The following is a 23,263-nucleotide window of genomic DNA, read 5'->3' on the forward strand; positions in this document are numbered from 1 at the left end:
ATGTCCGAAGATGTCGAGAAAAAAGTCCACCCCCTGAAAGTCCTGCTCGGGGGCGTAGCTTTGAGCGTAGTGATGCTGCTGCTGAGCGTGTTGCTCGGCATCATCGCGGTCAATCACCTGGGTGTTTTCGACACTTGGCTGAAGTGGCGTGAGGGCAATTACCTGCCACTGCTGCTATGGCGACTTGCCCTCTACGGCAGCATCGTCTTCGCCTGGTTGAAGCTCAAGGCGCGCCTGCGCGGAACGGGGGATGGCCAACCATCTAAAGGCGCTCAGCGGGTCGAGTTCCTGGTGCTCCTGCTGTTCGTGATAATCGAAATCTCGAAGGCGCCAATCACGTGGTCGGAGGTGCTATGACGCTCTATACAAACGACTACCTGGAGTATTACCTCACCCTGGTAGGGTGGATCATCAACAACGGGATCTGGGACATGATCTCCGACACGGGGCTGTTTGCCCTGCCCTTCATCATCATCGTCGCCCGTGAGTGGATCAAGGTACGAGGAGAAGGTGCCGACGAAGGCAACAAAGGTGTGCTGTCCCTGGCTCGCATTGAAACCCAGCTGTACGTCGGATACGTGGTCGTTTCACTGTGTGCTGTGCCAGCCATCTCCGTGGGGTTTGACACTCTGCAGTTCGACCAGGCGCGAGGGAAGCAGTGCCAAGTGCTGACGCCGGCGCCCTCGGAGACAGGCTGGAACACCACCTTCAGCTCGTTGGCCGGCAAGAGCGCGAAGGTGCCGGTGTGGTGGGCGCTCGTACACGCGCTGTCCAAGGGTTTGAATAGCGGTGCTGTTGCAGCCATCCCTTGCGGTACGGATCTCAGGCAAATGCGCATGGAGGTCGACGCGATGAGGATCGGCAATCCCCTGCTCGCGCAAGAGGTGGCAGACTTCACCCACGATTGCTTCGGTCCTTCCCGCGCGCGCCTGTTCATGCGTCAGCCCGACATTGGGTCGATCGCCAAAGACCAGAAGGCCCTGCAGGACCTGAACTGGATCGGGTCCCACTACTTGCTGAATACCGCTGGTTACTACGACACGGACTACTCCAAAACACCACGTACATCCTGGCCGTATGACACGAAACGAGATGATGGCATGCCTCAGGTGACTGGGGGTGGTGGGTACCCCACCTGCAAGCAGTGGTGGTCAGATGGGAACATCGGCCTACGGGACCGACTGAAAGCCCAGGTCGACCCAAGTCTGCTTAACCAGTTCCTCGGATGGGCAAAGTGGCTGTCCCAGGAGGAAGTAACCGACTCGATGATTCGCCAGCTCGTCTCGCCATCCAGCCAGGTCAACGGCGACGTCTACACCGACTATGGCGGACAGATCGACGGAACCGTCTGGAATGGCCTTGCTCGTGCAGGGGGAACACTGGGGGTCGCCGTAGGCTCGCTGGCCTTCTTCCCGGCTATGGACATGGTGCGTCAAGCATTACCGATGGTAGTGGCTTTCCTCAAGATGGCCATGGTTATCTGCATTCCCCTGGTACTGATAATCGGAGCGTATCAACTGAAGGTTGCCATGACCATGTCAGTAACAATGTTCGCCTTAATATTTGTAGATTTCTGGTTTCAACTGGCGAGATGGGTCGACAGCACAATCATCGACGTTTTGTATGGTTCGGGCTCGCCGCACTTATCCTTTGATCCAGTGATGGGCTTGAACACCACGACTCAAGACGCGATTCTGAACTTCGTCATGGGTTCGATGTTTATCATTCTCCCAACCTTTTGGATTCTAGCTCTTGGCTGGGCAGGAGTGCAAACAGGGACAATTCTTAGCGGACTGTCAGAAGGAACTGGAGCAGTGCAAAGGGCAGGTCAAAAAGCAGGAAATCTAGTTGAGGGCGGAGTAAAGTCAGTTGCTGGAGGGGCGTCAAAGAGCTGAGCGCATCAGGGTGATACTGGCTTAATATAGCAAGCATTGAGCCAGTATCTATTTAACTGACCTACCATAAGAATCAAGCGGCCTTTCAAAAACATCCCGACCGTATGGTGCCTCTTCATCCTCAGAAAACAGATCAACCTTTCCGAGGTCAATTTTGGAAAGTGCGTACAGGCCGAGAGTCAGAGAAAAGACTGTCAGTAGCACCGACATAACCCAGCTGATGGAGTTGGCTAAAATGAGCGCAATAACCGTGGCTAGGAATAACCGTTTAACCCAACGGACTGTCGGATTGATGTCATGCATGAAGAAACGCGCCACGCTCCCCAGAGCCCGGCCCAAGCGGAAGGCAATCGATCGTTTGGCGGCTGTGGTCATGTTCCATCTCCTTGCTCTGCGAGAGCACCTTGCCATCAGATATACGACACCTTTGGCATTTCCGCAAGAGGTATGGCATAAAACGCCATCACCACTGATCAGGTTCACATCCATGGCCACCCACAATGTCGTCGTTCCCAAGCCGATGGAGCAGTCAATTGATGATCTAGTCAACACTGGTCGGTACCAGAACTTCAGCGAAGTCGTGCGTGCAGGCATCCGGATGCTGCTTGAGCATGAAGCAGCTGAGGCAGCCAGGCTCGAAGCTCTGCGGAACGCAACATCAGTAGGCATCATGCAGGTCGAAGCAGGCCAGTACGATGAAATCGATCCGTCCAATCTGGCAGCCTACCTGGACAATCTTGGAAGACTAGCGGGCGACAAAGCATGAGTAGGGTCATGGTTCGCATGTCACCCCAGGCATGCATCGACATTGCCGATACGCTTCGCTTCACTGAGGTGAGGCTCGGTCAGTCCGTCAGGAATCGGTATCAAGACTTGCTGCAGGAGACGTTCCTCGCCCTAGCTGAACAGCCGACGCCGGTAGATAGCAAAATGCGTGATGAGCTTTCACCGGGCCTTCGCAGCCTGCATCTGTCATTCAACGTGCTGCAGATGACTGACGGCCGTGTGATTAGACCTCGACATATCGTGTTCTACCGAGCTGGCACATCTCAAATCGTTGAGATACTACGAGTCCTCCACGATGCTATGGAGGTCGCGCAGAATTTGAAACACCTGCATCAGCAGTAAAGGATAAATGGCTCAACAGCAAATGGGCTTGAATGGATAAGGGAATGGATCAGAAGGGTAAAAGCCTTACCTGAAAGGGCTGAAAAACTGAAAGGGCGTCAAGGAGTTAACCAATGAGTTTCTTAGGGAAAATGGTCCGCCTTGCTACGGTACATCCCCCGTTCATAAACAGCATGAGCAAGGACTTTAGAGACGAAGCAAATGCAGCTTTCGCCGCAAAGCTTAAACGTAGCAAGTTATACATGATCGGGGCTAGGCCCCGGACAGAGTTTGGCGATGTACGAATCGTCGACACAGCAAATGACATTGCTCGGGTAGAAATTAAGGTAGCAGGAGAGACAGTTGACTGGGGCTATATTAACCTGCAAGCAAATGTACCCCTTGGGGGAGCGGTACATGCGGCCTGGGACGACCAGATAATTCAGATCGGACACAGCCGTCCAGCTTCTGGTGAGAAGATGCACTCACACACCTGGTATACCCCCGATTCAGTGTACTGGGAAAAATCTAGAGGCAACCCAAACTTACAAGGATTCAACAATCACGGCATTGTTTGTAACTACGACTTACTTTATGTTGGAATAGCAAACAAGCAGGATAGTTTCGAACGACTGTTAAATAAAGCTCATCAAGGTCGGGTAGAGATCCTTACAGAAGAACAGATTCGGTACCCAACCCCATCGAATCGAGTTTCAGACGAAATCGTATTATTTTTCTTCGACATTGACCCACTTGTGATTCAGACATGGGCGCCTGAGGACGAAATGGATGACATGGTTTTGGATATTAATAGCTCGCGCACTATAGCAGATGCCGAGAAAGCATTTGTTAGCCTACTGAAACCAGAGTACAACAATGTTCAGTTCAAAGAGTATCCAAGAGGAAAGGATGGTCTGTACGGTTCTGGCTTCAACGTCTATCAATACGTAATATTTGAAAATTTCACTTTTAACACACCATCTGGAACGTTTAATGGTTCAAGAAACGAATTTGGGCTTGGTAGCTCCGGGCACACCATCGTCGTAGAGGGGGACAATGTGACGCTTTACCCACCCGAATGATGGCCATCTGCCAAGAAATCCACTCCCCTCGGAATTCGCTTTACCGTTGATGCCATCTTGGCATTAAGAGAAAAGCCCGCTCCATGCACACCCCATGGAGCACCCTATGCAACTCCTCTCCTGGTTGAGCCGCAAACCGGCTAAACCAACACCAGAAGCCTCACCGCAGGGCTTCCACCTGCCCGCGAAGGCTTCTGCTCTGCTGCAGAGCCCCCTCCGCCAGCAGCTCCTGGAGAATATCTGGCGGCGGGCTTCGCTCTCACGAGCTCAGTTCAACACCCTCTACCTCAAGCCGCTCGAGCGCTACGCAGAGCTGGTGCAGCTGCTCCCTGCTTCTGAAAACCATCACCATGCCCACCTTGGGGGCCTCCTGGACCATGGCCTGGAGATCATGGCTTACGCCCTCAAGATCCGTCAGACACACCTTCTGCCGATCGGAGCGCCACCGGAGTCGCAGTCGGCCCAAGCTGAGGCATGGACCGCAGCCGCAGCGTACGGTGCGTTGTTGCACGACTTGGGAAAGATCGCTGTTGACCTCCGCGTGGAGCTCGAGGATGGCCGAACGTGGCACCCGTGGCATGGACCGATCAGCCGTCCCTACCGGTTCAAGTACGTCAAAGGCAGGGAGTACCAGCTACACGGTGCTGCTTCAGCCCTGGTGTATATGCAGGTCCTGGACAGCGGGATTCTCGACTGGCTCAGTGGTTTTCCTGAACTATGGAGGCAGCTGATCTACCTCCTCGCAGGTCAATACGAGCACGCCGGCATACTCGGCGAAATTGTGGTCCAGGCAGACAAAGCTTCCGTTGCCCAGCAACTGGGAGGAAATCCAGAGCGCGCGCTTACTGCCCCCAAACAATCACTGCAGCGGCAACTCGCCGACGGCCTGCGATTCCTGGTGCGGGAGAAACTCAAGCTCAATCACCAGGACGGACCTGCAGATGGCTGGCTGACTCAGGATGCGCTTTGGCTGGTGAGTAAGCCTGCAGCAGATCAACTCCGGGCATACTTGCTTACCCAGGGTATTGAGGGAGTGCCAACCTCCAATGCCCCGTTCTTCAACATGCTGCAGGATCAGGCAATCATCCAGACCAACGCGCAGGATAAAGCGATCTGGAAAGCCACCATTGATAATGGCCGCGGCTGGAAGAATAGCTTCACCTTCTTGAAGATCTCGCCAGCACTCGTATGGCCCAATCCAGACGATCGCCCTCCCCAGTATGCCGGCACCCTCACCCTGGAGCAGGAACCGGAAGCAGTCACGCAGCCGAGTACCAGTGAAGAAACAGTTTGCGCGGTACCGGAACAGTCCATCGACACCAGTGACGACACACCTCAACCGCCGGCACGGCCCCGAGCGCTGGTACAGCGAGCTCCAAGCCAAGGAATCCAATCATCTGAGCGTGAAGAACTACTGTCGCTGTATAGTAATATCACTGCGCCATCAGAAGAGCTAAGTGCTAGCCAAGGCTCAGCAGCCGCCTCCCCTCCCCAGCAAGGACTCGAGGAGGTAGAGCCGGCTGACGATTCTCTAGCAGCCATAGCAAGGAATGCTGCACAAAAAGATGTCACCAAAATGCCTACGAGTAGTTCGCTGGGAGTGGCTTTCATCGCTTGGATAAAAGCAGGCGTCGCCTCCCACAAATTGATCATCAACGACACCAAGGCCCTGATTCATACCGTCGACGACACCGCAATGCTCGTTACGCCTGGGATCTTCAAGCGATACGTGCTGGAGCATCCGGAGCTGGAGAGAACTGCCGGTAAACCGGGGACAGCGGCCTGGCAACAAGTCCAACGCGCATTTGAGAAAGAGAAGAGGCACCAGAAGACCAGCAAGCAGTTGAACATCTGGACCTACGATGTAATAGGCCCAAGAAAGACCACCCAATTGAGGGGTTACCTGCTTGTGGACCCGAAGCTGTTATTCCCTGAGCAGCCCATGAATAACCCAAGCTTGAGACGGGTGACGGAAGGGGGCGCTGAATGACGCCCGAGAAATTGCTACGGGAATACCTGGTCGATCACGAGCTCCGCCCTGCCAGCGCGAAAATCTATGGCGCGGCAATGAAGAAGCTGGAGAAGAACTTCGGCAAGGATATGGACGTCGAGTCAATTGATCGACGGGACATCCTCGCCTTGAGGAACAAGCTGATTGAGGGTGGCCTATCAAAGCGCAGCTGGAATACCTACTCCAATCACCTCCGAACCATCTGGGGCTACGGCATAGAATACGGGATTCTGCCCAACATCGATGTGAACCCATTCAAGAAGACAACGGTAATTGCCCCGAAACGACCGAGCAAAATCATTGCCGGCGAGGCGATCGTCCGTGCGCGTCGATGGCTAAGAAGTCTGGCCGACCAGGAAGAGTCAACTGGCGACCGCGCGAAAATCACGCCAGGGTGGTTCTGGCTCGTCACATTCGAAATTTTCTACTACACCGGCATTCGACTGAACGCGCTGCTGTGCATTCGGTTGAAGGACGTCGACTGGGATCGACAGCTCATCCTGGTACGAGGTGAAACAGAAAAGACCCACCGGGAGTTCCGGATCCCGATCATGGATGGGCTTGCGCCACATATGCGCCGGCTCCTGGATGAAGCTGCTCAGGCTGGCTTTGCCGCCGAAGACCAACTCTTCAACGTCAATCGTTTCTCTCGGCACTACAAGCGTCGCGAAATGAATTCCGACCAGGTCGAGGCGATGTACAAGAAGCTGATCATCAAACTCGGAGTTCGGATGACTCCGCACCGGTTCAGGCACACGCTTGCGACCGATCTGATGAAGCAACCGGAAAGAAACATCCACCTGACCAAGAACCTGCTGAACCATTCGAACATCGCTACCACGATGAGCTACATCGAAGCCGACTATGACCACATGCGAGACGTGTTGCACGAGCGGAGCATGCAGCAGGGCGCGTTACGTTTTGTCCGGCGGGTGGATGACAGTGGGGCACCAAATCCACGAACAGCAGAAAACCAGGCACGTAAAGAATCTGGTCAGCGACGAACAAACCAACAAGATCATTACGGAGGTGGTGCGCCTGCACCAGGACATCTGCTGATTGAGTTCAAGCAGGTCTGTGCCAGCGCTTTGCTACCGCCCGAAGATCTCTTTCAACCTAGCCTTCTATTCAGCCTGATGGCATCGACGACAGGGTCCACACCCTTTGCTCGATCTCATTCCGCTGATCCAGGCACCGTCTACAACGCACGCGCCTCCCCGAAGCGATAAATCGACGAATGGCAATCAGCCACTACATCGACAGCTGAAGAAGGCCAATTAGGAGAAGCTGTCCCAGGTCTCTGGTGCTAGGAAACTGGCGCCATGCCTTTGGCTGCGCAGGTTTTAGAGGCAACTCGAATGGAGGCTTCGCAGAGCTGAGCAGCCCGCAAATCCGCTAAGTCATTGAGTTTTTTGGCCCAGACACGAAAAAGGCCGCCATGAACGGCGGGCTATTCCATATTGACATCACGTTGAAGCGAGCCTAAGGTTCGCTCCAGACGGCTGCAAGACTAGACAATGGCTGTGGCAAGCCCCCCTCTCTAGTACTCACGAACCGCTGTGAATGTGGTGGGTCGTGTAGGATTCGAACCTACGACCAATTGGTTAAAAGCCAACTGCTCTACCAACTGAGCTAACGACCCGTTGGATGGCGCGTATATTACTGTTTTCTAACAGGAAATCAACACCCCATCGCAAAAAAAATCAAAAATATCGCGTCGGGTCCTGAACACCGGCCGCCGCGAAGCCATCCGCACGCAGGCGGCAGCTATCGCATTTGCCACAGGCGCGCCCATCATCGTCCGCCTGGTAGCAGGAAACGGTGAGGCTGTAGTCGACGCCGCGGGCCATGCCGGCCTGGACGATCTGCGCCTTGCTCAGGTTCTGCAGCGGCGCCTGGATACGGAACCCCTGCCCTTCCACACCCGCCTTGGTCGCCAGGTTGGCCATGCGCTCGAAGGCTTCGACGAACTCCGGGCGGCAGTCCGGGTAGCCGGAATAGTCCACCGCGTTCACGCCAATGAAGATATCCCGCGCCTCCAGTACCTCGGCCCAGCCCAGGGCCAGAGACAGGAATACGGTATTGCGCGCCGGTACGTAGGTCACCGGGATACCCTCGCTGGGCGCTTCCGGTACATCGATGCTGCTGTCGGTCAATGCCGAACCGCCAATCCCGTCCAGGTTCAGGCCGATGACCTTGTGCTCCACCACACCGAGGTCGCGGGCGACCCGCGCCGCGGCGTTCAGCTCGGCGCGGTGGCGCTGGCCATAGTCGAAGCTCATGGTGTAGCAGCTGTAGCCTTCGGCCTTGGCCATGGCAACCACGGTGGCCGAGTCCAGGCCGCCGGACAACAGGATTACCGCACGTTTCTCAGTCATTGCTCAAACTCCTCTCAGCGTCCCGGCTCATCGTTCCAGAGCAGCTTGTGCAACTGCATCTGCAAGCGAACCGGCAGGTTGTCGGCGACGATCCAGTCCGCCAGGTCGGTGGCGCTCAATTCGTGGTGGCTGGGGGAAAACAGCACTTCGCCCGCGCGCTTGTCGAGGCCGTACTGGATCAGCTTGGACACCGCCCAATCGTAGTCCTCGCGGGAGCAGAGGACGAACTTGACCTGGTCATTGGCGGTCAGCAGCTCGATGTTCTCGTAACGGTTGCGATGAACCTCGGCGGAGCCCGGGGTCTTCAGGTCCACCACGCGGCTGACGCGGGTGTCCACGGCGGAAATATCCATCGAGCCGCTGGTTTCCACGGAAACCTCATAGCCGGCGTCGCAAAGCCGCTGCATCAGGGGAATGGCATTCGGCTGGGCCAGCGGTTCGCCCCCCGTGACGCAGACGTAGCGTGGGCGGTAGCTGGCGACCTGCTCGAGAATCGAGTCGAGGGCGCGGATCGTCCCGCCACTGAAGGCATAGGCGCTGTCGCAATACTGGCAGCGCAACGGACAACCGGTGAGACGCACGAATACCGTGGGCAGCCCAGCGGTGCGCGTTTCACCCTGCAAAGAGTAAAAGACTTCGGTGATGCGTAATGTGTCTTGCATGGTCGCCACGGGCGTGACAGCTACACAGGCCGTCCGCCTCCGTCAGGCACTGTCGCGGACTCGACATAGCGTTATCCGCAACAGCGTTTCAATAAAAGGGCGCAGATTCTAACGAAAAAACCCGCGACAAGCGCGGGTTTCTTTCAAAAGGTGCGACTCAGAGCTTCTGCAGGTCGCGCTGGGCCAGTTGTGCGGCAGAGGTGCCGGGGTACTGGGTGACCACTTGCTGCAGGATGCCCTTGACCCGGTCGGTGTGACCCAGGCGGCGCTCCACGTCGGCCAGCTTGTACAGCGAATCCGGAACCTTGTTGTGCTTCGGATACAGCTGGCTGACCTTGGCGAAGGCCTGGCCGGCACCTTGCAGGTCGCCCTTGGCCAGGTTCACTTCACCCAGCCAGTACTGGGCGTTGCCGGCGTACTGGCTGTTCGGGTACTTGCGCAGGAAAGCGTTGAACGCCTGTGCGGCCTTGTCGAAGTCCTTGGCCTTGATCAGGTCGAAGGCGGCGTCGTAGTACAGTTTCTCCTTCGCCGGATCACCAGGCTCGGAGCTTGCTGCGGGCTGATTGGCCGCTGCAGCAGGGTTGCCGGCAGCAGGCGCTGTAGCGCCGCCGTCAGCGGAATTCTCGGGGGTTGCGGACGGTGCCGGAGCAGCGCCGCTGGAGATACGCCGATCCAGGTCCTGGTAACGCTCCAGGCCTTCCTGTTTCAGGCGGGATACTTCGTTCTGCAGGATCTCAATGGTGTTCTGCTGCCGATCGATCTGTTCCTGCATCTGTTGCAACTGCATGAAAAGCTGGCCCTGCGCCGAGGCAGGGGTCGAAACCCCTCCCCCGGCGTAGGCGCCGTTCGTACCGTAACCTGCCGGCGGATAACTGCTTGCGCCGTTATATCCACCAGCATTGTCATCGACAACAGGAACCTCGGCCGCTGCCATGAGAGGCAGGGTGAGAGCCAGGACGGTTACAGCACGACGGCACGTTCGCATATCGAATTACTTACGCAGTTCGACGCGACGGTTCTGAGCCCAGGACTGCTCGTCGTTGCCGGTGGCAACTGGACGCTCTTCGCCGTAGGAAACCAGTTCCAGCTGAGCTGGGGAAACGCCTTGCAGTACCAGGTAGCGCTGAACGGCCTTGGCACGACGCTCGCCCAGAGCCATGTTGTACTCACGAGTACCGCGCTCGTCGGTGTTGCCTTCCAGAACGACGCGAGCGCCGTTGCCTTTCAGGTCCTTGGCGTGAACGTCCAGAGCGCGCATGGCTTCTGGCTTCAGGTCCGAGCTGTCGTATTCGAAGTAGAAGGTGGTGATTGCGCGCAGAGCAGCTTCTTCGCTCAGGCTGCCGTCGACAGCACCGGTGTTGGCGCCGTAGCCAGCGTTCGGGTCAACAGCGCCTTCGCCAGCGTTGTCACCGCCTTTCGAGGAGCAACCTACAGCTACGGCCATGGCCAGAGCCAGCGCAGCAAACTTACCAAACTTCAGCATTTCCATCGTGAAACTCCTAATGAACCCCAGTGTGTTAAGTAAAACGTGTATCGCCGCATCAGTTCAGGTAAGGGGACCAGGACGGTTCTCTGACTTCGCCTTGAGCGGTAGGAAGCGGGAGCCTCACGCGTCCGTTGAGAGAGACGAGCATCAAGACTCCCCGGCCCTGCTGGCGGGTGGCGTAGATTAGCATGGTGCCGTTTGGCGCAACAGTGGGAGACTCATCAAGGTTGGTGTCCGAGAGAATCTTTACACTGCCCCGTTGCAGGTCTTGTGCGGCAACTTTGAAGTTGGTGAAACCATCCTGGCGATGAATCATTACCAGGGTCTTTTCATCCGCAGAAAGTTTCGGGTTGGCGTTGTAGTTGCCGACGAAAGTCACGCGTTCGGCGCCACTGCTGCCAATGGTGGTCTTGTAGATCTGTGGCTTGCCACCCCGGTCGGAGGTGAAGTACAGGGTCGAACCGTCCTTGCCGAAGAACGGCTCGGTATCGATGGCCGGGCTGTTGGTGACGCGGGTCATCTGACGCGAGCCCATGTCCATCACGTAGATTTCCGGGTTGCCATCGCGGGACAGCACGAACGCCAGGCGATTGCCATCCGGCGACCAGGCTGGAGCACCGTTCAGGCCTTCGAAGTTGGTGATCTGCTCGCGGCGACCGGTATCGATGTGCTGGACGAAGATCCGCGGACGACGCTGCTCGAAGGACACATAGGCAATGCGCTTGCCGTCCGGGGCGAAGCGCGGCGACAGGATCGGCTCGCGGGATTGCAGCAGGGTCACTGCGCGCGCGCCGTCGTAGTCAGATCGTTGCAAGGTGTAACGAGTGCTGTTGGCGGAGAAACGCTCGGCAGTCACGTACAGCATGCGAGTAGAAAACGCACCCTTGATGCCGGTGAGCTTTTCGAACGACTGGTCGGCGATGTAGTGGGACATGTCGCGCAACTGGTCGGTGGTGCCGGAAACGCTGCCGGTCAGCACCTGTTGCTCGGTGGCGACGTTGAACAGCGCGTACTGCACCTGCAGGCGGCCACCGGACGGCACGATGCTGCCGACCATGATGTACTGGGCGCCCAGCGCCTTCCAGTCACGGAAGATCACTTCGCTGGCCTGGCTCGGCAGGCTGATCATGTTCTGCCGCGGGATCGGCGCGTAGTAGCCGGAGTTGCGCAGGTCGTTGCCGATGATGTCGGCCATGTCCTCGGGCAACACGGCGCCACCCTGCAGACCGAACGGCACCACGGCGATCGGTGCCGCGCGGTCGCTGCCGCTGGTCACCAGGATGTTCTTTTCTTCTGCGTTGGCCATCCCTGCTGCGCAGCAGAGAACGACCAGCAGTCCTCTAAGAAGGTTAATCACAAGGCAAGGTCCTCAGGTGTGAATGTCATCTTGAATGAACGATACGGAGCGAAATCGCTCGGTTTCAATCCCTGCATCTCGGTCAAGCGGCCAATGCCCTTGACCGCCGCGACGGCGGAACTGTCGAACGGTCCGTCACCACTGGAGCGTGCCACGCTGACGTTGGTGATGGTGCCATCCGGCAACATGTTGATCTGCAGGACCACGGTCATGTTCTTGCGCGCTGAAGGAGGTCGCGCCCAGCCTTCGGCCGCACGGGCACGAATCAGGTCGTCGAAGTCGCCGGCGACCTGGTCGCCCTGCTCGTCCGCCAGAGCCTGCTGGCGCTCGGTGGTGTCGGACAGCAGCTCGGCCAGGGCCTGGGCTTTCTTGTCTTCCGCCGCCTTGCGGGCTGCTTCGGTGGCCTTCTTCTTGGCCGCGTCGGCTGCCGCCTTCTTCTTCGCTTCCTCGGCTGCCTTCTTCTTCGCCTCTTCGGCGGCAGCCGCTTTCTTCTTGGCATCCTCGGCCGCTTTCTTCTTCGCGGCCTCGGCTGCCTGTTTCTTGGCTTCTTCAGCCGCCTGCTTCTTCGCCTCTTCTTCAGCCTTCTTCTTGGCTTCTTCCTCGGCCTTCTTCTTGGCGACATCAGCCAGCTGTTTCTCTTCGGCCTTCTTGGCTTCCTCGGCTTTCTTCGCCGCTTCAGCCTTCTTGGCTTCATCAGCCGCCTTCGCCGCCTCGGCCTTCTTCGCTTCTGCGGCCTGGCGAGCTTCCTCGGCTTTTTGAGCCGCTTCCTCTTTCTTTTGTTCCGCAGCCTTCACCGCTTCCTGCTTTTGCTGCTCGACCTTCTTCTGCTCCATCTTCTCTTCTTCGGTCTGGCGCGAAGCGGTCTTCTTCGCTTCCCCGGCAATCTTCTGATTGGTCTGGGTGGTCGCCTGGCTCTTGGATTTCAGCTGGTACAGGGTCGCCTGGACAATAGGCTTGGCCGGCGGCAGTTCCGGGGTCATGGCGAAGCTGACGAACAGCATGCCGAACACCAGAACGTGCAGCGCGATGGCCCAGATGCTGGGCCAGAAGTAGCTTTCCGAGGCGGATGGCTCTCGCTGTTGCATCAGGGCGCCTCGGTAATCAGGCCAACGTTACCGACACCGGCCTTCTGCAACCCGCCCATGGCGCCCATGACCGCACCGTAGTCGACCGCCTTGTCGCCACGGATGAAGACCTGGGTCTGCTTGCCCTGGTCACGACCGGCGGCAATGATCTTGGTCACCGCGTCGGTCATTTGCGGCAAGGTCATGGCCTTGTCCATCTGCTTGTCGGTATCGACTTCGCTGCCCAGGTTCCAGTAATAGGTCTTGTCGGCCTTGATCGAGATGGTCAGGACCTGGACGTTGTTGTCCTGCGGCAAGGCTTCGCTGGAAACCTTGGGCAGGTCGACCTTCACGCCCTGGTTGAGCATGGGTGCGGTGACCATGAAGATGACCAGCAGTACCAACATCACGTCGATGTAGGGCACCACGTTCATCTCGGCGACCGGCTTGCGTTTGTGGCGAACTCGGGCCATGGGTTTCTACCTGATCACTCTTCGCTGGTGTGCACTTTGCGGTGCAGGATCGCCTGGAATTCGTCGGCGAACGTGTAGTAACGGCCGATCAGCACTTCACTGCGGGCAGCGAAACGGTTGTAGGCGATAACGGCGGGGATGGCGGCGAACAGGCCGATCGCGGTGGCGATCAGGGCCTCGGCGATGCCCGGGGCAACGGTGGCCAGGGTGGCCTGCTGTGCACTGGCCAGGCCACGGAAGGAGTTCATGATCCCCCACACGGTACCGAACAGGCCGATGTACGGGCTGGTGGAACCGACGGTGGCGAGGAACGGCAGGCTCTGTTCGAGCTTCTCTTCCTCGCGGGAGATGGCGACGCGCATGGCACGGCCGACACCTTCCATCACCGCGTCAGGATCGACGCCCGGCTGCTGGCGCAGGCGGGAAAACTCCTTGAAGCCGGCACGGAAGACCTGCTCGACACCCGAGTCCGGATCAGGGTTGCTGCCAGCCTGGCGATACAGCTTGGACAGGTCGATACCCGACCAGAAGCGCTCTTCGAAGCTGTCCAGGGCACGACGACCGGCGCGCAGCATGGTGCTGCGCTGAAAAATCATGATCCACGAAGTCACCGATGCGGCAACCAGTGCCAGCATTACCAACTGCACCACGATGCTGGCATTGCTGACCAGGCTCCACATGGAGGTATGGTCGACGACGTTAGCTTCCACGCTTAATCTCCTGCGTTTGTATGTATGCCCGGACTGCCCGCCGCGATGAAGGCCGATCGCAGCTCGGAGGGAATGGCCCGGGGTTTGAAAGTATCGGCGCGCACACAGGCCACCAGGAACTGCCCTTCGCAGAGCAGCGTTGCATCACTTTCGCGCCAGACCTGCTGCACGAAACGCAGGCTGGCACGATTCAATTCAAGCACTTGTGCGGTCACCCGCAATTCGTCGTCCAGGCGGGCCGGCGCGTGATAGCGCGCTTCGGCGGAATGAACCACGAACAGGGTGTTCTGCTGCGCCAGCGCCGACTGGGCAAAGCCCAGATCGCGCAGCCGCTCGGTGCGGGCGCGTTCCATGAATTTCAGATAATTGACGTAATACACCACGCCGCCCGCATCGGTGTCCTCGTAATAGACGCGATAACGATGTGCGAACGGCTCAACCCCATTTTGCGCGCGCATACTCTAGTGCTAACTCCTCAGCTTGCCAATCCGCCCCGCCAACTGTTTTTCACGGATGTATGTCGTATTGCCAGCGCAGTCTGTCGCAGTCCGCGGATAGGACCACAAAAGTACCGATTAAATCTGTCACTCATCGCTCAAATCGGAAAAATCACTGCTACCGGATGCTTCACCCAGCCGATTCGGGATGTTCAGGCCGAAATGCAGGTAGGCATGTCGCGTCACCACCCGGCCACGCGGGGTGCGCATGATATAGCCCTGCTGGATCAGGTACGGCTCCAGCACGTCCTCGATGGTATGACGCTCCTCGCTGATGGCTGCGGCGAGGCTGTCGACGCCAACCGGCCCGCCATCGAACTTCTCGATCATGGTTAGCAGCAAACGCCGGTCCTGATGGTCGAAGCCACGCTCGTCGACGTCCAGCAGGTTCAATGCCATGTCCGCCACGCCCTTGGTGATCTCGCCCTTGCCCCGCACCTCGGCGTAGTCACGCACCCGCCGCAGCAGGCGGTTGGCGATCCGCGGCGTGCCACGGGCACGGCGGGCGATCTCGAAGGCGCCGTCGTCCTCGATCGGCAGGCCGAGAATCCCGCCGGAACGGCTGACGATGGTGGCGAGGTCGGCGTTATTGTAGAACTCCAGACGCTGGACGATACCGAAGCGGTCACGCAACGGGTTGGTCAGCATGCCGGCGCGGGTGGTGGCGCCGACCAGGGTGAACGGCGGCAGGTCCAGCTTGATCGAGCGCGCTGCCGGCCCTTCGCCGATCATGATGTCCAGCTGGAAGTCTTCCATGGCCGGATACAGCACTTCCTCGACCACCGGCGACAGGCGGTGGATCTCATCGATGAACAGCACGTCGTGGGGTTCGAGGTTGGTCAGCAACGCGGCCAGGTCGCCCGGCCGTTCGAGGATCGGCCCCGAAGTGCTCTTGATCGACACGCCCATTTCCTGGGCGATGATATTGGCCAGGGTGGTCTTGCCCAGCCCGGGCGGGCCGAAGATCAGCGTGTGGTCGAGGGACTCGCCGCGACCGCGGGCGGCCTGGATGAACAGCGCCATCTGCTCGCGCACCACCGGCTGGCCGATGTACTCGGCCAGGCGCAGCGGACGGATCGCGCGGTCCTGGACTTCTTCCCGGTCGCGGCCGGTGGCGGTTATCAAACGGTCGGCTTCGATCACTTAAATCATCCCTTTCAGGCTGCGCCGGATCAGCTCTTCGCTGCTCAGGCCCTTGGCGTCCACGGCAGCCACCGCACGACTGGCCTCTTGAGGTTTATAGCCCAGGGAAATCAGCGCGCTGACCGCGTCTGCCTCGGCGGTGGAGACCGTCGGCAGCGGCGCCGGCCCGTTCGGCACCAGCTGGAACATGCTCGGCACGGTTTCCCAGGCCTTGAAGCGGTCCTTCAGTTCGACCAGCAGGCGCTCGGCGGTCTTCTTGCCGACACCGGGCACCTTGACCAGGGCCGAGGTGTCCTGGGCCTGGACGCAACGTACCAGCTCGTCGACGTCGAGCCCCGACATCAACGCCAGCGCCAGTTTCGGCCCGACGCCATTGAGACGGATCAGCTCGCGGAACAGCTCACGCTCGCGCTTCTCGAAGAAACCATAAAGCAGGTGGGCATCCTCGCGCACGATCAGATGGGTGTGCAAGGTCACCGTTTCACCCAGCTTGGGCAGGCGATAGAGAGTGGTCATCGGCACTTCCAGCTCATAGCCGAGGCCATTGATGTCGACAATCAGGTGCGGCGGCTGCTTTTCAGCCAAAGTGCCGCGCAAACGTCCAATCACGTTCAGGTCCTTTCTCATGAGCGCCGACTGGATGCCGGTCGCACATCTATATAAAGCAGGGATGCTATCAGAGACGCAGGCGTCCGTTGCGACTGCGCGCGACACCCAGGCCATGAGGCACCAGGCTGGAGCGGGTGTGGGCATGGCACAGGGCGATGGCCAGGGCGTCGGAGGCATCGATCTGCGGCTTCTGGGTCAGCTTGAGCAGGTGCATGACCATCATCTGCACCGCTTCCTTGTTGGCCCCGCCACTGCCGGCCACGGCCTGCTTGACCTGGCTGGCGGTATACTCGGCGATCTCCAGCCCGGCTTCGGCCGCCGCGACGATGGCCGCGCCTCGCGCCTGACCCAGCTTGAGCGCCGAGTCGGCGTTACGCGCCATGAACACCCGCTCGATGCCCATGGTCACCGGGCCGTGCAGGCGAATGATTTCGCTCACCCCGCGAAAAACGATCTGCAAACGCTCAGGCAACTCGCCGCTGCCGGTGCGGATGCACCCCGACGCCACGTACTCGCAGCCGCGCCTGGTGTGGCGGACCACACCGTAGCCGGTGATCCGCGAGCCGGGGTCGATACCAAGAATCAGAGTCATAACACCTGCGCTACAGAACCAAAACAAGTGTGCAAATACAAAAGCCGGCCCCGCCTTGCAGACGGGACCGGCCTCGGACAACCAAAAACGACCTCAGCCGAGTTTTTCCATGACCTCGTCAGGAATTTCAGCATTGGAATAGACGTTCTGCACGTCGTCCAGGTCTTCCAGCATGTCGATCAGCTTCAACACCTTCTGCGCGCCATCCAGGTCCAGCTCGGCGCTGGTGGTGGGCTGCATGACGATTTCCGCGTCGGCGGCCTTGAAGCCGGCGGCTTCCAGGGCACTGCGCACCGCGTAGAAACTGGCGAACGAGGTGAACACATCGAACGAGCCGTCGCCATTGCTGACCACGTCGTCGGCATCGGCTTCCATCGCCGCTTCCATCAGCGCGTCCTCGTCGACGCCTTCGGCGAAGCTGATCTGGCCCTTGCGCTCGAACAGGTAGGCCACGGAACCGTCGGTACCGAGGTTGCCGCCGCACTTGCTGAAGGCGTGGCGCACGGCCGCCGCGGTACGGTTGCGGTTGTCGGTCATGGCCTCGACCATGATCGCCACGCCGCCCGGGCCGTAACCCTCGTAGCTCAGTTCCTCGACATTGTCCGCCTCGGCAGTGCCAGCACCACGGGCGATGGCACGGTCGATGATGTCGCGGCTCATGTTGGCGCCCAGCGCCTTGTCCAGCGCCAGGCGCAGGCGCGGGTTGGACGCCGGATCACCACCGCCCTGCTTGGCGGCGACGGTCAGCTCACGAATCCACTTGGTGAAGATCTTGCCTCTCTTGGCATCCTGGCGCTCTTTGCGGTGCTTGATGTTCGCCCACTTGGAATGGCCCGCCATAACTGACTCCAAAAATCCTTGAAACAAAATCACGTGCCACCCCGGCTCGATGCGGGACGGCACAACTAAATCGGGTACCTCAAAGCAAAGGCGCATCCCGTGGGATGCGCCTTTTTACGGTCCGCTTACTCAGCCTTCTGCTGTTCGCGCAGACGGATGTGCAGCTCGCGCAGGGCCTTGGCATCGACCAGGCCAGGGGCCTGGGTCATGACGCACGCAGCGCTCTGGGTTTTCGGGAAGGCGATCACTTCACGGATCGACTGCGCGCCGGTCATCAGCATGACCAGGCGGTCCAGGCCGAAGGCCAGGCCACCGTGCGGGGGCGCACCGAATTTCAGCGCGTCGAGGAGGAAGCCGAACTTCTCTTCCTGCTCGGCAGCTTCGATGCCCAGCAGGCGGAACACCGCCTGTTGCATTTCCTTGCGGTGGATACGGATCGAACCGCCACCCAGCTCGGTACCGTTGAGGACCATGTCGTAGGCACGGGACAGGGCTGTGGCCGGGTTGGCCTCCAGCTCTTCCGGGGTGCACTTCGGCGCTGTGAACGGGTGGTGCAGCGCGGTGAAGCTGCCGTCTTCGTTTTCCTCGAACATCGGGAAATCGACGACCCACATCGGCGCCCATTCGCAGGTATACAGGTTGAAGTCGGCACCCAGCTTGATACGCAGCGCGCCCAGGGCCTCGCTGACGATCTTGGTCTTGTCGGCACCGAAGAAGACGATGTCGCCATCGACCGCGCCGACGCGATCGAGGATCACGTTCAGGTTGGCTTCCGGAATGTTCTTCACGATCGGCGACTGCAGGCCTTCGACGCCCTTGGCGCGCTCATTGACCTTGATGTAGGCCAGACCCTTGGCACCGTAGATGCCGACGAACTTGGTGTACTCGTCGATCTTGCTGCGCGGCATGCTCGCGCCGCCTGGCAGGCGCAGGGCAGTGACGCGGCACTTCGGATCGTTGGCAGGACCTGCGAAGACCTTGAAGTCGACGTCCTTGAGCTGGTCGGCAACGTCCACCAGCTCCAGCGGAATACGCAGGTCAGGCTTGTCGGAACCGTAGCGGCGCTGGGCTTCCTCGAAGGTCATGTGCGGGAACTCGCCGAACTCCAGATCCAGCACTTCCTTGAACAGCTTGCGGATCATGCTCTCGGTCAGGCCGATGATCTCGGACTCGTCGAGGAAGCTGGTCTCGATGTCGATCTGGGTGAATTCCGGCTGGCGGTCGGCACGCAGGTCTTCGTCGCGGAAGCACTTGGCGATCTGGTAGTAGCGGTCGAAGCCGGCGACCATCAGCAGCTGCTTGAACAGCTGTGGCGACTGCGGCAGGGCGAAGAAGCTGCCGGCGTGGGTGCGGCTCGGCACCAGGTAGTCACGGGCGCCTTCCGGGGTGGCGCGGGTCAGGATCGGCGTCTCGACGTCGAGGAAGCCATTCTCGTCGAGGAAACGACGGATGCTCGAAGTGATGCGCGAACGCAGGCGCAGCTTGTCGGCCATTTCCGGACGGCGCAGGTCGATGAAGCGGTAGCGCAGGCGGGTTTCCTCGCCGACATCGGAGAATTCGTTCAGCGGGAACGGCGGAGTTTCCGCTTCGTTCAGCACTTCCAGCTCGTAGCCCAGCACCTCGATGGCACCGGAAGCCATGTTCGGGTTGACGGCGCCGGCCGGACGCGGGCGTACCTTGCCGGTGATCTTCACCACGTATTCGCTGCGCACGCGGTCGGCGGCGGCGAAGCTGTCCGCGCGATCCGGATCGAAGACGACCTGGGCCATGCCTTCGCGGTCACGGATATCGAGGAAGATCACCCCGCCGTGGTCGCGACGACGATGGACCCAGCCGCAAAGGGTGATTTCCTGACCGTCCAGGCTCTCGTTCAGTTGGCCGCAATAGTGGCTGCGCATCATGATGGTGGTTTCGCTTCTCGTCATTCGTGAATTCGGTAAAGGCCTTGGCGGCCCGAAAGGGTCAATAGTGCAAGACCCGGGCAGTACAGTTCAACTCAGTCGCCGCTGCCAGCCAGGTTCTTTTTCGCGCCGGTCTTGAAATCGGTCTCGTACCAGCCCTTGCCACTCAGGCGGAAACCCGGGGCGGACAGGACTTTCTTCAGTTCAGGTTGCTGGCAGGCCGGGCAATCGGTCAGCGGTGCCGCGCTGATCTTCTGGAGAACTTCCATCTGATGGCTGCAGGAACCGCATTGATAGTCGTACAGAGGCATGGGGCATTTCTCAAAGGACCCTGCGCGGGCCGCGCCGCACAGTAAAAGGCCGGATTATATATGGTTAGCCGGGGCTGTGCAGCCCACGGGCAGCGCCTGCGTCACCAACGGTCGCGACCAGCGTTACTCGCCGAGCCCGCCTCGTTGCGGGGCAACGCCTTGCTCGCCGCCGCCGTTCATCAGGAACACCACGCAGATGACCCGCACCAGCCCGCTGAAGTTTTTCACGCCGCCATGGCGCAGGTGCACCTCGCGGTCGACATGGGACAGCACCGAGTTGACCGTGCAGCCGTTGGCCTGGGCGATCCGCTCCAGCACCGCCCAGTAGATGCTTTCCAGGCGCAGGCAGGTGGCAAAGCCGTTCAGCCGCACCGAGCGCGACAAAGGCTGGGCGAGTTGCATGTTGAAATCGGACTCGAAGGGATCAAGCTCGATGGACCGGGAGTCGCCAGGCTTGCGCACGCGCGGGTTCAAGGTTCGGGACATTGCAGCACCACGCCTCAGGACAGGGGAATGAACGCATGCGGGACCGCTCCGCACACCCCTGCCATGAAGCGCCGATGCAGCGATCCAAACCAGCAGACGCCTGCACTCTTGGCGTAGGACAGATCGCCAATCCCGGACCTATCGATAACCCTTGAAAATGCTTCCAGGCCCCGTTTCGCAGGCATGAAAAATCCCGGCCTTCGCGAAGGAGGCCGGGCCTGGCGCATGCCCTGAGCGGGTTACTTCGGATCCAGCAGTACGCGCAGCATCCACGCGGTCTTCTCATGCACCTGCATGCGCTGGGTCAGCAGGTCGGCGGTCGGTTCGTCACTGACCTTGTCAGTCAGCGGGAACAGGCTGCGCGCAGTACGGACCACGGCTTCCTGGCCTTCCACCAGGTACTTGATCATCTCGTCGGAGCTCGGTACGCCCTCGGTTTCCTTGATCGAGGCCAGTTCCAGGTACTGTTTGTAGGTACCAGGTGCCGGGAAGCCCAGGGCACGGATACGCTCGGCGATGGAGTCCACGGCCAGCGCGAGCTCGTTGTATTGCTCTTCGAACATCAGGTGCAGCGTGCGGAAGCTCGGACCGGTCACGTTCCAGTGGAAGTTGTGCGTCTTCAGGTAGAGCACGTAGGTATCCGCAAGCAGGCGGGACAGGCCGTCGGCAATGGACTTGCGATCTTCTTGGCTGATTCCGATATCGATTGCCATGTAAAAAATTCCTTCCTCTGATTTTCGGTTCAACAATGCCGGGCCCACTGTATCAAGAGTTTTCCCCGCATGCAGCCTCGGGCCCGCGACACAGCGCTGCAGGCCCTGCGCACCGGGCGTCCCGCTGATTTGAGTAGGCCCGGTCTTTGCTGTTAAATAGACGCGTGCCGCCATGGCAGATCGTCAGCGCCATGGCGCATAGGCTGGAACCCCACCCTTTTGCGCCTTTTCAATGCACCGTGCACCGTGGGCCCAGCTCTTCCTGTGATCCGCCTAATAAGATGCGAGCCAAACCATCATGTTCAAGATCGTCCACCTCCTGACGGGCGCAGCGGCCTTGCTGCTGTCCTTCATTCCCAGCCTCCGCGCTGACGTGACACCCTACCTGCTGCAACACGATGCCATCTACCTGGCCTTGTTCGGCCTGGCCAACCTGATACTCGCGCCGGTCGTGCCGCAGTACTACAAGGGCGCGCGCCAGTACCTGCAGATCGCCGCCAGCACCCTGCTGGTCCTCACCGTGGTCCTCCAGGCACTGAACCTGCTGGCACTTCCCGAACTGGGCAGCCTGGTTGCGCTGATGGCAGCTCTGCTGGCCGCGGTCCTGCACCTGATCGCCGGCTTCATGAAGCCGGCCAAGGCGCGCAGCAACGCCGCCAGCGCCAGCTACGACACGGGCAAGCGCGATACCGGCACCGTGAAGTGGTTCAACACCTCCAAAGGTTTCGGCTTCATTTCCCGTGATTCCGGCGACGATATCTTCGTTCACTTCCGCGCCATCCGCGGCGAGGGTCACCGCGTACTGGTGGAAGGCCAGCGCGTGGAGTTCTCGGTGATGAACCGCGACAAGGGCCTGCAGGCCGAAGACGTGATCGCCGCACCACGCCGCTGACACCGGCAAGAAAAAGCCGCGACCACCCTTTCGGGCCGTCGCGGCTTTTTTTCGTGTGCGATATTTCAGTAATGCGGCGGAGGCGCTTCGTCTTCGCTGGCCTCGTACTGCCCCATCACCTCTTCGTAGCGCTTGAGCAAGGCGGCCATCTGCAACTGCAGGCGCTCCACTACCCGCTGCTGCTCGACCAGCACATCGTTGAGCGTGGCGAGCGTGTCGTCCTGGAACGCCAGGCGACTCTCCAGTTCCATTACCCGTTCTTCAAGACTCATGATTCAAGCCTCCAGAAACTGGAAGTCATTACCCAGTACCGGTTCGAGGCGCTGGCGCACTTCATTCAACTGAACAGCGGAATATTCAATTGCAGGCTTGGCACCCCATACAGGTGCCGGCCACGCGACATCGCTACGACGACGCACGATCACGTGCATGTGCAACTGGCTGACAACATTACCGAGCGCGGCAATGTTCATTTTGTCGGCCGCAAAACAATCCTTGAGCGTTTCACTCAGGAATTGGGTTTCCTTCCAAAGTTGCTGCTGGTCGGCGTCACTTAGTTGAAACACTTCGCTGATGTCGGCGCGACGCGGAACAAGAATGAACCAGGGATAGTTAGCATCCTTACTAAGTAATAAACGGCAAAGAGGAAAGTCTCCCAATGCGAAAGTGTCTTGTTCAAGGCGCGAATCCAAAGCGAACACGGGGGCAGTCTCCTCATCGATCAGTGCGATCCACCGCAGCGGACCCTGCCCGGCAGGATACTCCCATCGGCGACGCCGGGCACGGATGTGCCGGCAAAGCCCCGAAATGCAGCGTCACACCCTCCGAGCCATAGCAGGTTTCACCCCGTGTTTCCGGGGCTCGGTAACAAAATGCTACTTTCCGCACCAAAATGGCGCCTGGCGAACCGAACAAGAGCGTCTAGTATCCCCAAACTACCCACTCAGAGCCCCGCAACGGTAACGTCCTGACCAGAAAGTCCATTTATTACTTATTCCATTAAGCTACTGAGCAAAGAGCCGAGCGATCTTTGACCCCCGGATTTATTGCGGTT

28 protein-coding genes, 1 tRNA gene and 1 pseudogene are annotated in these 23,263 nt (G+C 59.3%); 9 read left to right on the forward strand and 21 right to left on the reverse strand.

Annotated features, from left to right (window positions below):
- Together V0R59_RS21145 and V0R59_RS21150 are read left to right on the forward strand one after the other, a co-directional pair.
- Positions 1–357, forward strand: coding sequence for a hypothetical protein (locus tag V0R59_RS21145; RefSeq protein WP_110968391.1), 357 nt, complete (start codon positions 1–3; stop codon positions 355–357).
- A complete protein-coding gene (locus V0R59_RS21150; RefSeq protein ID WP_330076386.1) occupies positions 354–1,895 on the forward strand; it encodes a conjugal transfer protein TraG N-terminal domain-containing protein in 1,542 nt (513 codons plus the stop codon). The genes V0R59_RS21145 and V0R59_RS21150 overlap by 4 nt, the downstream gene beginning before the upstream one ends.
- 48 nt (positions 1,896–1,943) lie before the next feature.
- Here the strand turns inward: V0R59_RS21150 and V0R59_RS21155 are convergent, their stop codons facing one another.
- Positions 1,944–2,270: a hypothetical protein gene (locus tag V0R59_RS21155; RefSeq protein WP_330076387.1), complete on the reverse strand. Its 327-nt coding sequence runs from the start codon at positions 2,268–2,270 to the stop codon at positions 1,944–1,946.
- A 112-nt stretch (positions 2,271–2,382) separates the two neighbouring features.
- On the opposite strand from V0R59_RS21155, the gene V0R59_RS21160 reads away from it, so the two are divergent.
- The 5 genes from V0R59_RS21160 (at position 2,383) to V0R59_RS21180 (ending at position 7,324) form a co-directional block, all read left to right on the forward strand.
- Positions 2,383–2,661, forward strand: a complete 279-nt coding sequence (locus tag V0R59_RS21160) for a type II toxin-antitoxin system ParD family antitoxin (RefSeq protein WP_009402065.1) — start codon at positions 2,383–2,385, stop codon at positions 2,659–2,661.
- An 8-nt stretch (positions 2,662–2,669) separates the two neighbouring features.
- Positions 2,670–3,023, forward strand: a complete 354-nt coding sequence (locus V0R59_RS21165) for a type II toxin-antitoxin system RelE/ParE family toxin (protein ID WP_330076388.1) — start codon at positions 2,670–2,672, stop codon at positions 3,021–3,023.
- A 113-nt stretch (positions 3,024–3,136) separates the two neighbouring features.
- A complete protein-coding gene (locus tag V0R59_RS21170) occupies positions 3,137–4,084 on the forward strand; it encodes a hypothetical protein (RefSeq protein ID WP_330076389.1) in 948 nt (315 codons plus the stop codon).
- Positions 4,085–4,178: 94 nt separating this feature from the next.
- Positions 4,179–6,074: a MobH family relaxase gene (mobH, locus tag V0R59_RS21175; protein ID WP_408005240.1), complete on the forward strand. Its 1,896-nt coding sequence runs from the start codon at positions 4,179–4,181 to the stop codon at positions 6,072–6,074.
- Complete coding sequence (locus V0R59_RS21180) at positions 6,071–7,324, forward strand: site-specific integrase (RefSeq protein WP_330076391.1); 1,254 nt, start codon at positions 6,071–6,073, stop codon at positions 7,322–7,324. Before mobH ends, V0R59_RS21180 begins: the two co-directional genes overlap by 4 nt.
- 337 nt (positions 7,325–7,661) lie before the next feature.
- Here the strand turns inward: V0R59_RS21180 and V0R59_RS21185 are convergent.
- The 18 genes from V0R59_RS21185 to V0R59_RS21270 all read right to left on the reverse strand — a co-directional run bounded on the left by V0R59_RS21185 (position 7,662) and on the right by V0R59_RS21270 (position 21,317).
- Positions 7,662–7,737 (reverse strand) — tRNA-Lys (locus V0R59_RS21185).
- Positions 7,738–7,798: 61 nt separating this feature from the next.
- Complete coding sequence (queC, locus tag V0R59_RS21190; protein ID WP_330076392.1) at positions 7,799–8,473, reverse strand: 7-cyano-7-deazaguanine synthase QueC; 675 nt, start codon at positions 8,471–8,473, stop codon at positions 7,799–7,801.
- Between the two features lie 14 nt (positions 8,474–8,487).
- Positions 8,488–9,135, reverse strand: a complete 648-nt coding sequence (queE, locus tag V0R59_RS21195; RefSeq protein WP_330076393.1) for a 7-carboxy-7-deazaguanine synthase QueE — start codon at positions 9,133–9,135, stop codon at positions 8,488–8,490.
- A gap of 157 nt (positions 9,136–9,292) precedes the next feature.
- Positions 9,293–10,120 carry a tol-pal system protein YbgF gene (gene ybgF, locus V0R59_RS21200; protein ID WP_330076394.1) on the reverse strand — a complete coding sequence of 276 codons (828 nt, stop codon included), beginning with the start codon at positions 10,118–10,120 and terminating at the stop codon, positions 9,293–9,295.
- 6 nt (positions 10,121–10,126) lie between these two features.
- Entirely contained in the window at positions 10,127–10,624 is a 498-nt protein-coding gene (gene pal, locus V0R59_RS21205; RefSeq protein ID WP_042121796.1) for a peptidoglycan-associated lipoprotein Pal, read from the reverse strand.
- 52 nt (positions 10,625–10,676) lie between these two features.
- Positions 10,677–11,927 carry a Tol-Pal system beta propeller repeat protein TolB gene (gene tolB / locus V0R59_RS21210; protein ID WP_330076395.1) on the reverse strand — a complete coding sequence of 417 codons (1,251 nt, stop codon included), beginning with the start codon at positions 11,925–11,927 and terminating at the stop codon, positions 10,677–10,679.
- A gap of 47 nt (positions 11,928–11,974) precedes the next feature.
- Entirely contained in the window at positions 11,975–13,063 is a 1,089-nt protein-coding gene (tolA, locus tag V0R59_RS21215) for a cell envelope integrity protein TolA (protein WP_330076396.1), read from the reverse strand.
- Complete coding sequence (gene tolR, locus V0R59_RS21220) at positions 13,063–13,515, reverse strand: protein TolR (RefSeq protein ID WP_330076397.1); 453 nt, start codon at positions 13,513–13,515, stop codon at positions 13,063–13,065. The genes tolA and tolR overlap by 1 nt, the downstream gene beginning before the upstream one ends.
- A gap of 14 nt (positions 13,516–13,529) precedes the next feature.
- Positions 13,530–14,225: a protein TolQ gene (tolQ, locus tag V0R59_RS21225; protein ID WP_075806140.1), complete on the reverse strand. Its 696-nt coding sequence runs from the start codon at positions 14,223–14,225 to the stop codon at positions 13,530–13,532.
- Positions 14,226–14,227: 2 nt separating this feature from the next.
- Positions 14,228–14,683 (reverse strand): tol-pal system-associated acyl-CoA thioesterase, encoded by a 456-nt coding sequence (ybgC, locus tag V0R59_RS21230; RefSeq protein ID WP_330076398.1) that lies wholly within the window; start codon positions 14,681–14,683, stop codon positions 14,228–14,230.
- Positions 14,684–14,809: 126 nt separating this feature from the next.
- Complete coding sequence (ruvB, locus tag V0R59_RS21235; protein WP_330076399.1) at positions 14,810–15,865, reverse strand: Holliday junction branch migration DNA helicase RuvB; 1,056 nt, start codon at positions 15,863–15,865, stop codon at positions 14,810–14,812.
- On the reverse strand, positions 15,866–16,474 hold the full coding sequence (gene ruvA / locus V0R59_RS21240; RefSeq protein ID WP_330076400.1) for a Holliday junction branch migration protein RuvA: 609 nt from the start codon (positions 16,472–16,474) through the stop codon (positions 15,866–15,868).
- Between the two features lie 67 nt (positions 16,475–16,541).
- A complete protein-coding gene (gene ruvC, locus V0R59_RS21245) occupies positions 16,542–17,066 on the reverse strand; it encodes a crossover junction endodeoxyribonuclease RuvC (RefSeq protein WP_330076401.1) in 525 nt (174 codons plus the stop codon).
- 93 nt (positions 17,067–17,159) lie between these two features.
- Complete coding sequence (locus V0R59_RS21250) at positions 17,160–17,906, reverse strand: YebC/PmpR family DNA-binding transcriptional regulator (protein ID WP_330076402.1); 747 nt, start codon at positions 17,904–17,906, stop codon at positions 17,160–17,162.
- Positions 17,907–18,031: 125 nt separating this feature from the next.
- Positions 18,032–19,807, reverse strand: coding sequence for an aspartate--tRNA ligase (aspS, locus tag V0R59_RS21255; protein ID WP_330076417.1), 1,776 nt, complete (start codon positions 19,805–19,807; stop codon positions 18,032–18,034).
- A gap of 95 nt (positions 19,808–19,902) precedes the next feature.
- On the reverse strand, positions 19,903–20,118 hold the full coding sequence (locus tag V0R59_RS21260) for an FmdB family zinc ribbon protein (RefSeq protein ID WP_330076403.1): 216 nt from the start codon (positions 20,116–20,118) through the stop codon (positions 19,903–19,905).
- A 123-nt stretch (positions 20,119–20,241) separates the two neighbouring features.
- The gene (locus V0R59_RS21265) at positions 20,242–20,604 is read right to left on the reverse strand and encodes a ribbon-helix-helix domain-containing protein (RefSeq protein WP_330076404.1); all 363 of its coding nucleotides are present in this window, start codon (positions 20,602–20,604) and stop codon (positions 20,242–20,244) included.
- A 239-nt stretch (positions 20,605–20,843) separates the two neighbouring features.
- The gene (locus V0R59_RS21270) at positions 20,844–21,317 is read right to left on the reverse strand and encodes a Dps family protein (protein ID WP_330076405.1); all 474 of its coding nucleotides are present in this window, start codon (positions 21,315–21,317) and stop codon (positions 20,844–20,846) included.
- A gap of 298 nt (positions 21,318–21,615) precedes the next feature.
- Between V0R59_RS21270 and V0R59_RS21275 the strand changes: the two are divergent.
- Positions 21,616–21,873 (forward strand): annotated as a pseudogene (locus tag V0R59_RS21275) (cold shock domain-containing protein membrane protein); the annotation flags it as partial.
- A 141-nt stretch (positions 21,874–22,014) separates the two neighbouring features.
- Positions 22,015–22,209, forward strand: a complete 195-nt coding sequence (locus tag V0R59_RS21280; RefSeq protein WP_330076418.1) for a cold shock domain-containing protein — start codon at positions 22,015–22,017, stop codon at positions 22,207–22,209.
- A gap of 65 nt (positions 22,210–22,274) precedes the next feature.
- Here the strand turns inward: V0R59_RS21280 and V0R59_RS21285 are convergent, their stop codons facing one another.
- Complete coding sequence (locus V0R59_RS21285; RefSeq protein ID WP_330076406.1) at positions 22,275–22,481, reverse strand: SlyX family protein; 207 nt, start codon at positions 22,479–22,481, stop codon at positions 22,275–22,277.
- Positions 22,482–22,484: 3 nt separating this feature from the next.
- The gene (locus tag V0R59_RS21290) at positions 22,485–22,910 is read right to left on the reverse strand and encodes an HIT family protein (RefSeq protein ID WP_330076407.1); all 426 of its coding nucleotides are present in this window, start codon (positions 22,908–22,910) and stop codon (positions 22,485–22,487) included.
- Positions 22,911–23,263 lie beyond the last annotated feature (353 nt).

It is taken from the genome of Pseudomonas ulcerans (assembly GCF_036324125.1).
In the GTDB taxonomy this organism is placed as follows: Bacteria; Pseudomonadota; Gammaproteobacteria; order Pseudomonadales; family Pseudomonadaceae; genus Aquipseudomonas; species Aquipseudomonas ulcerans.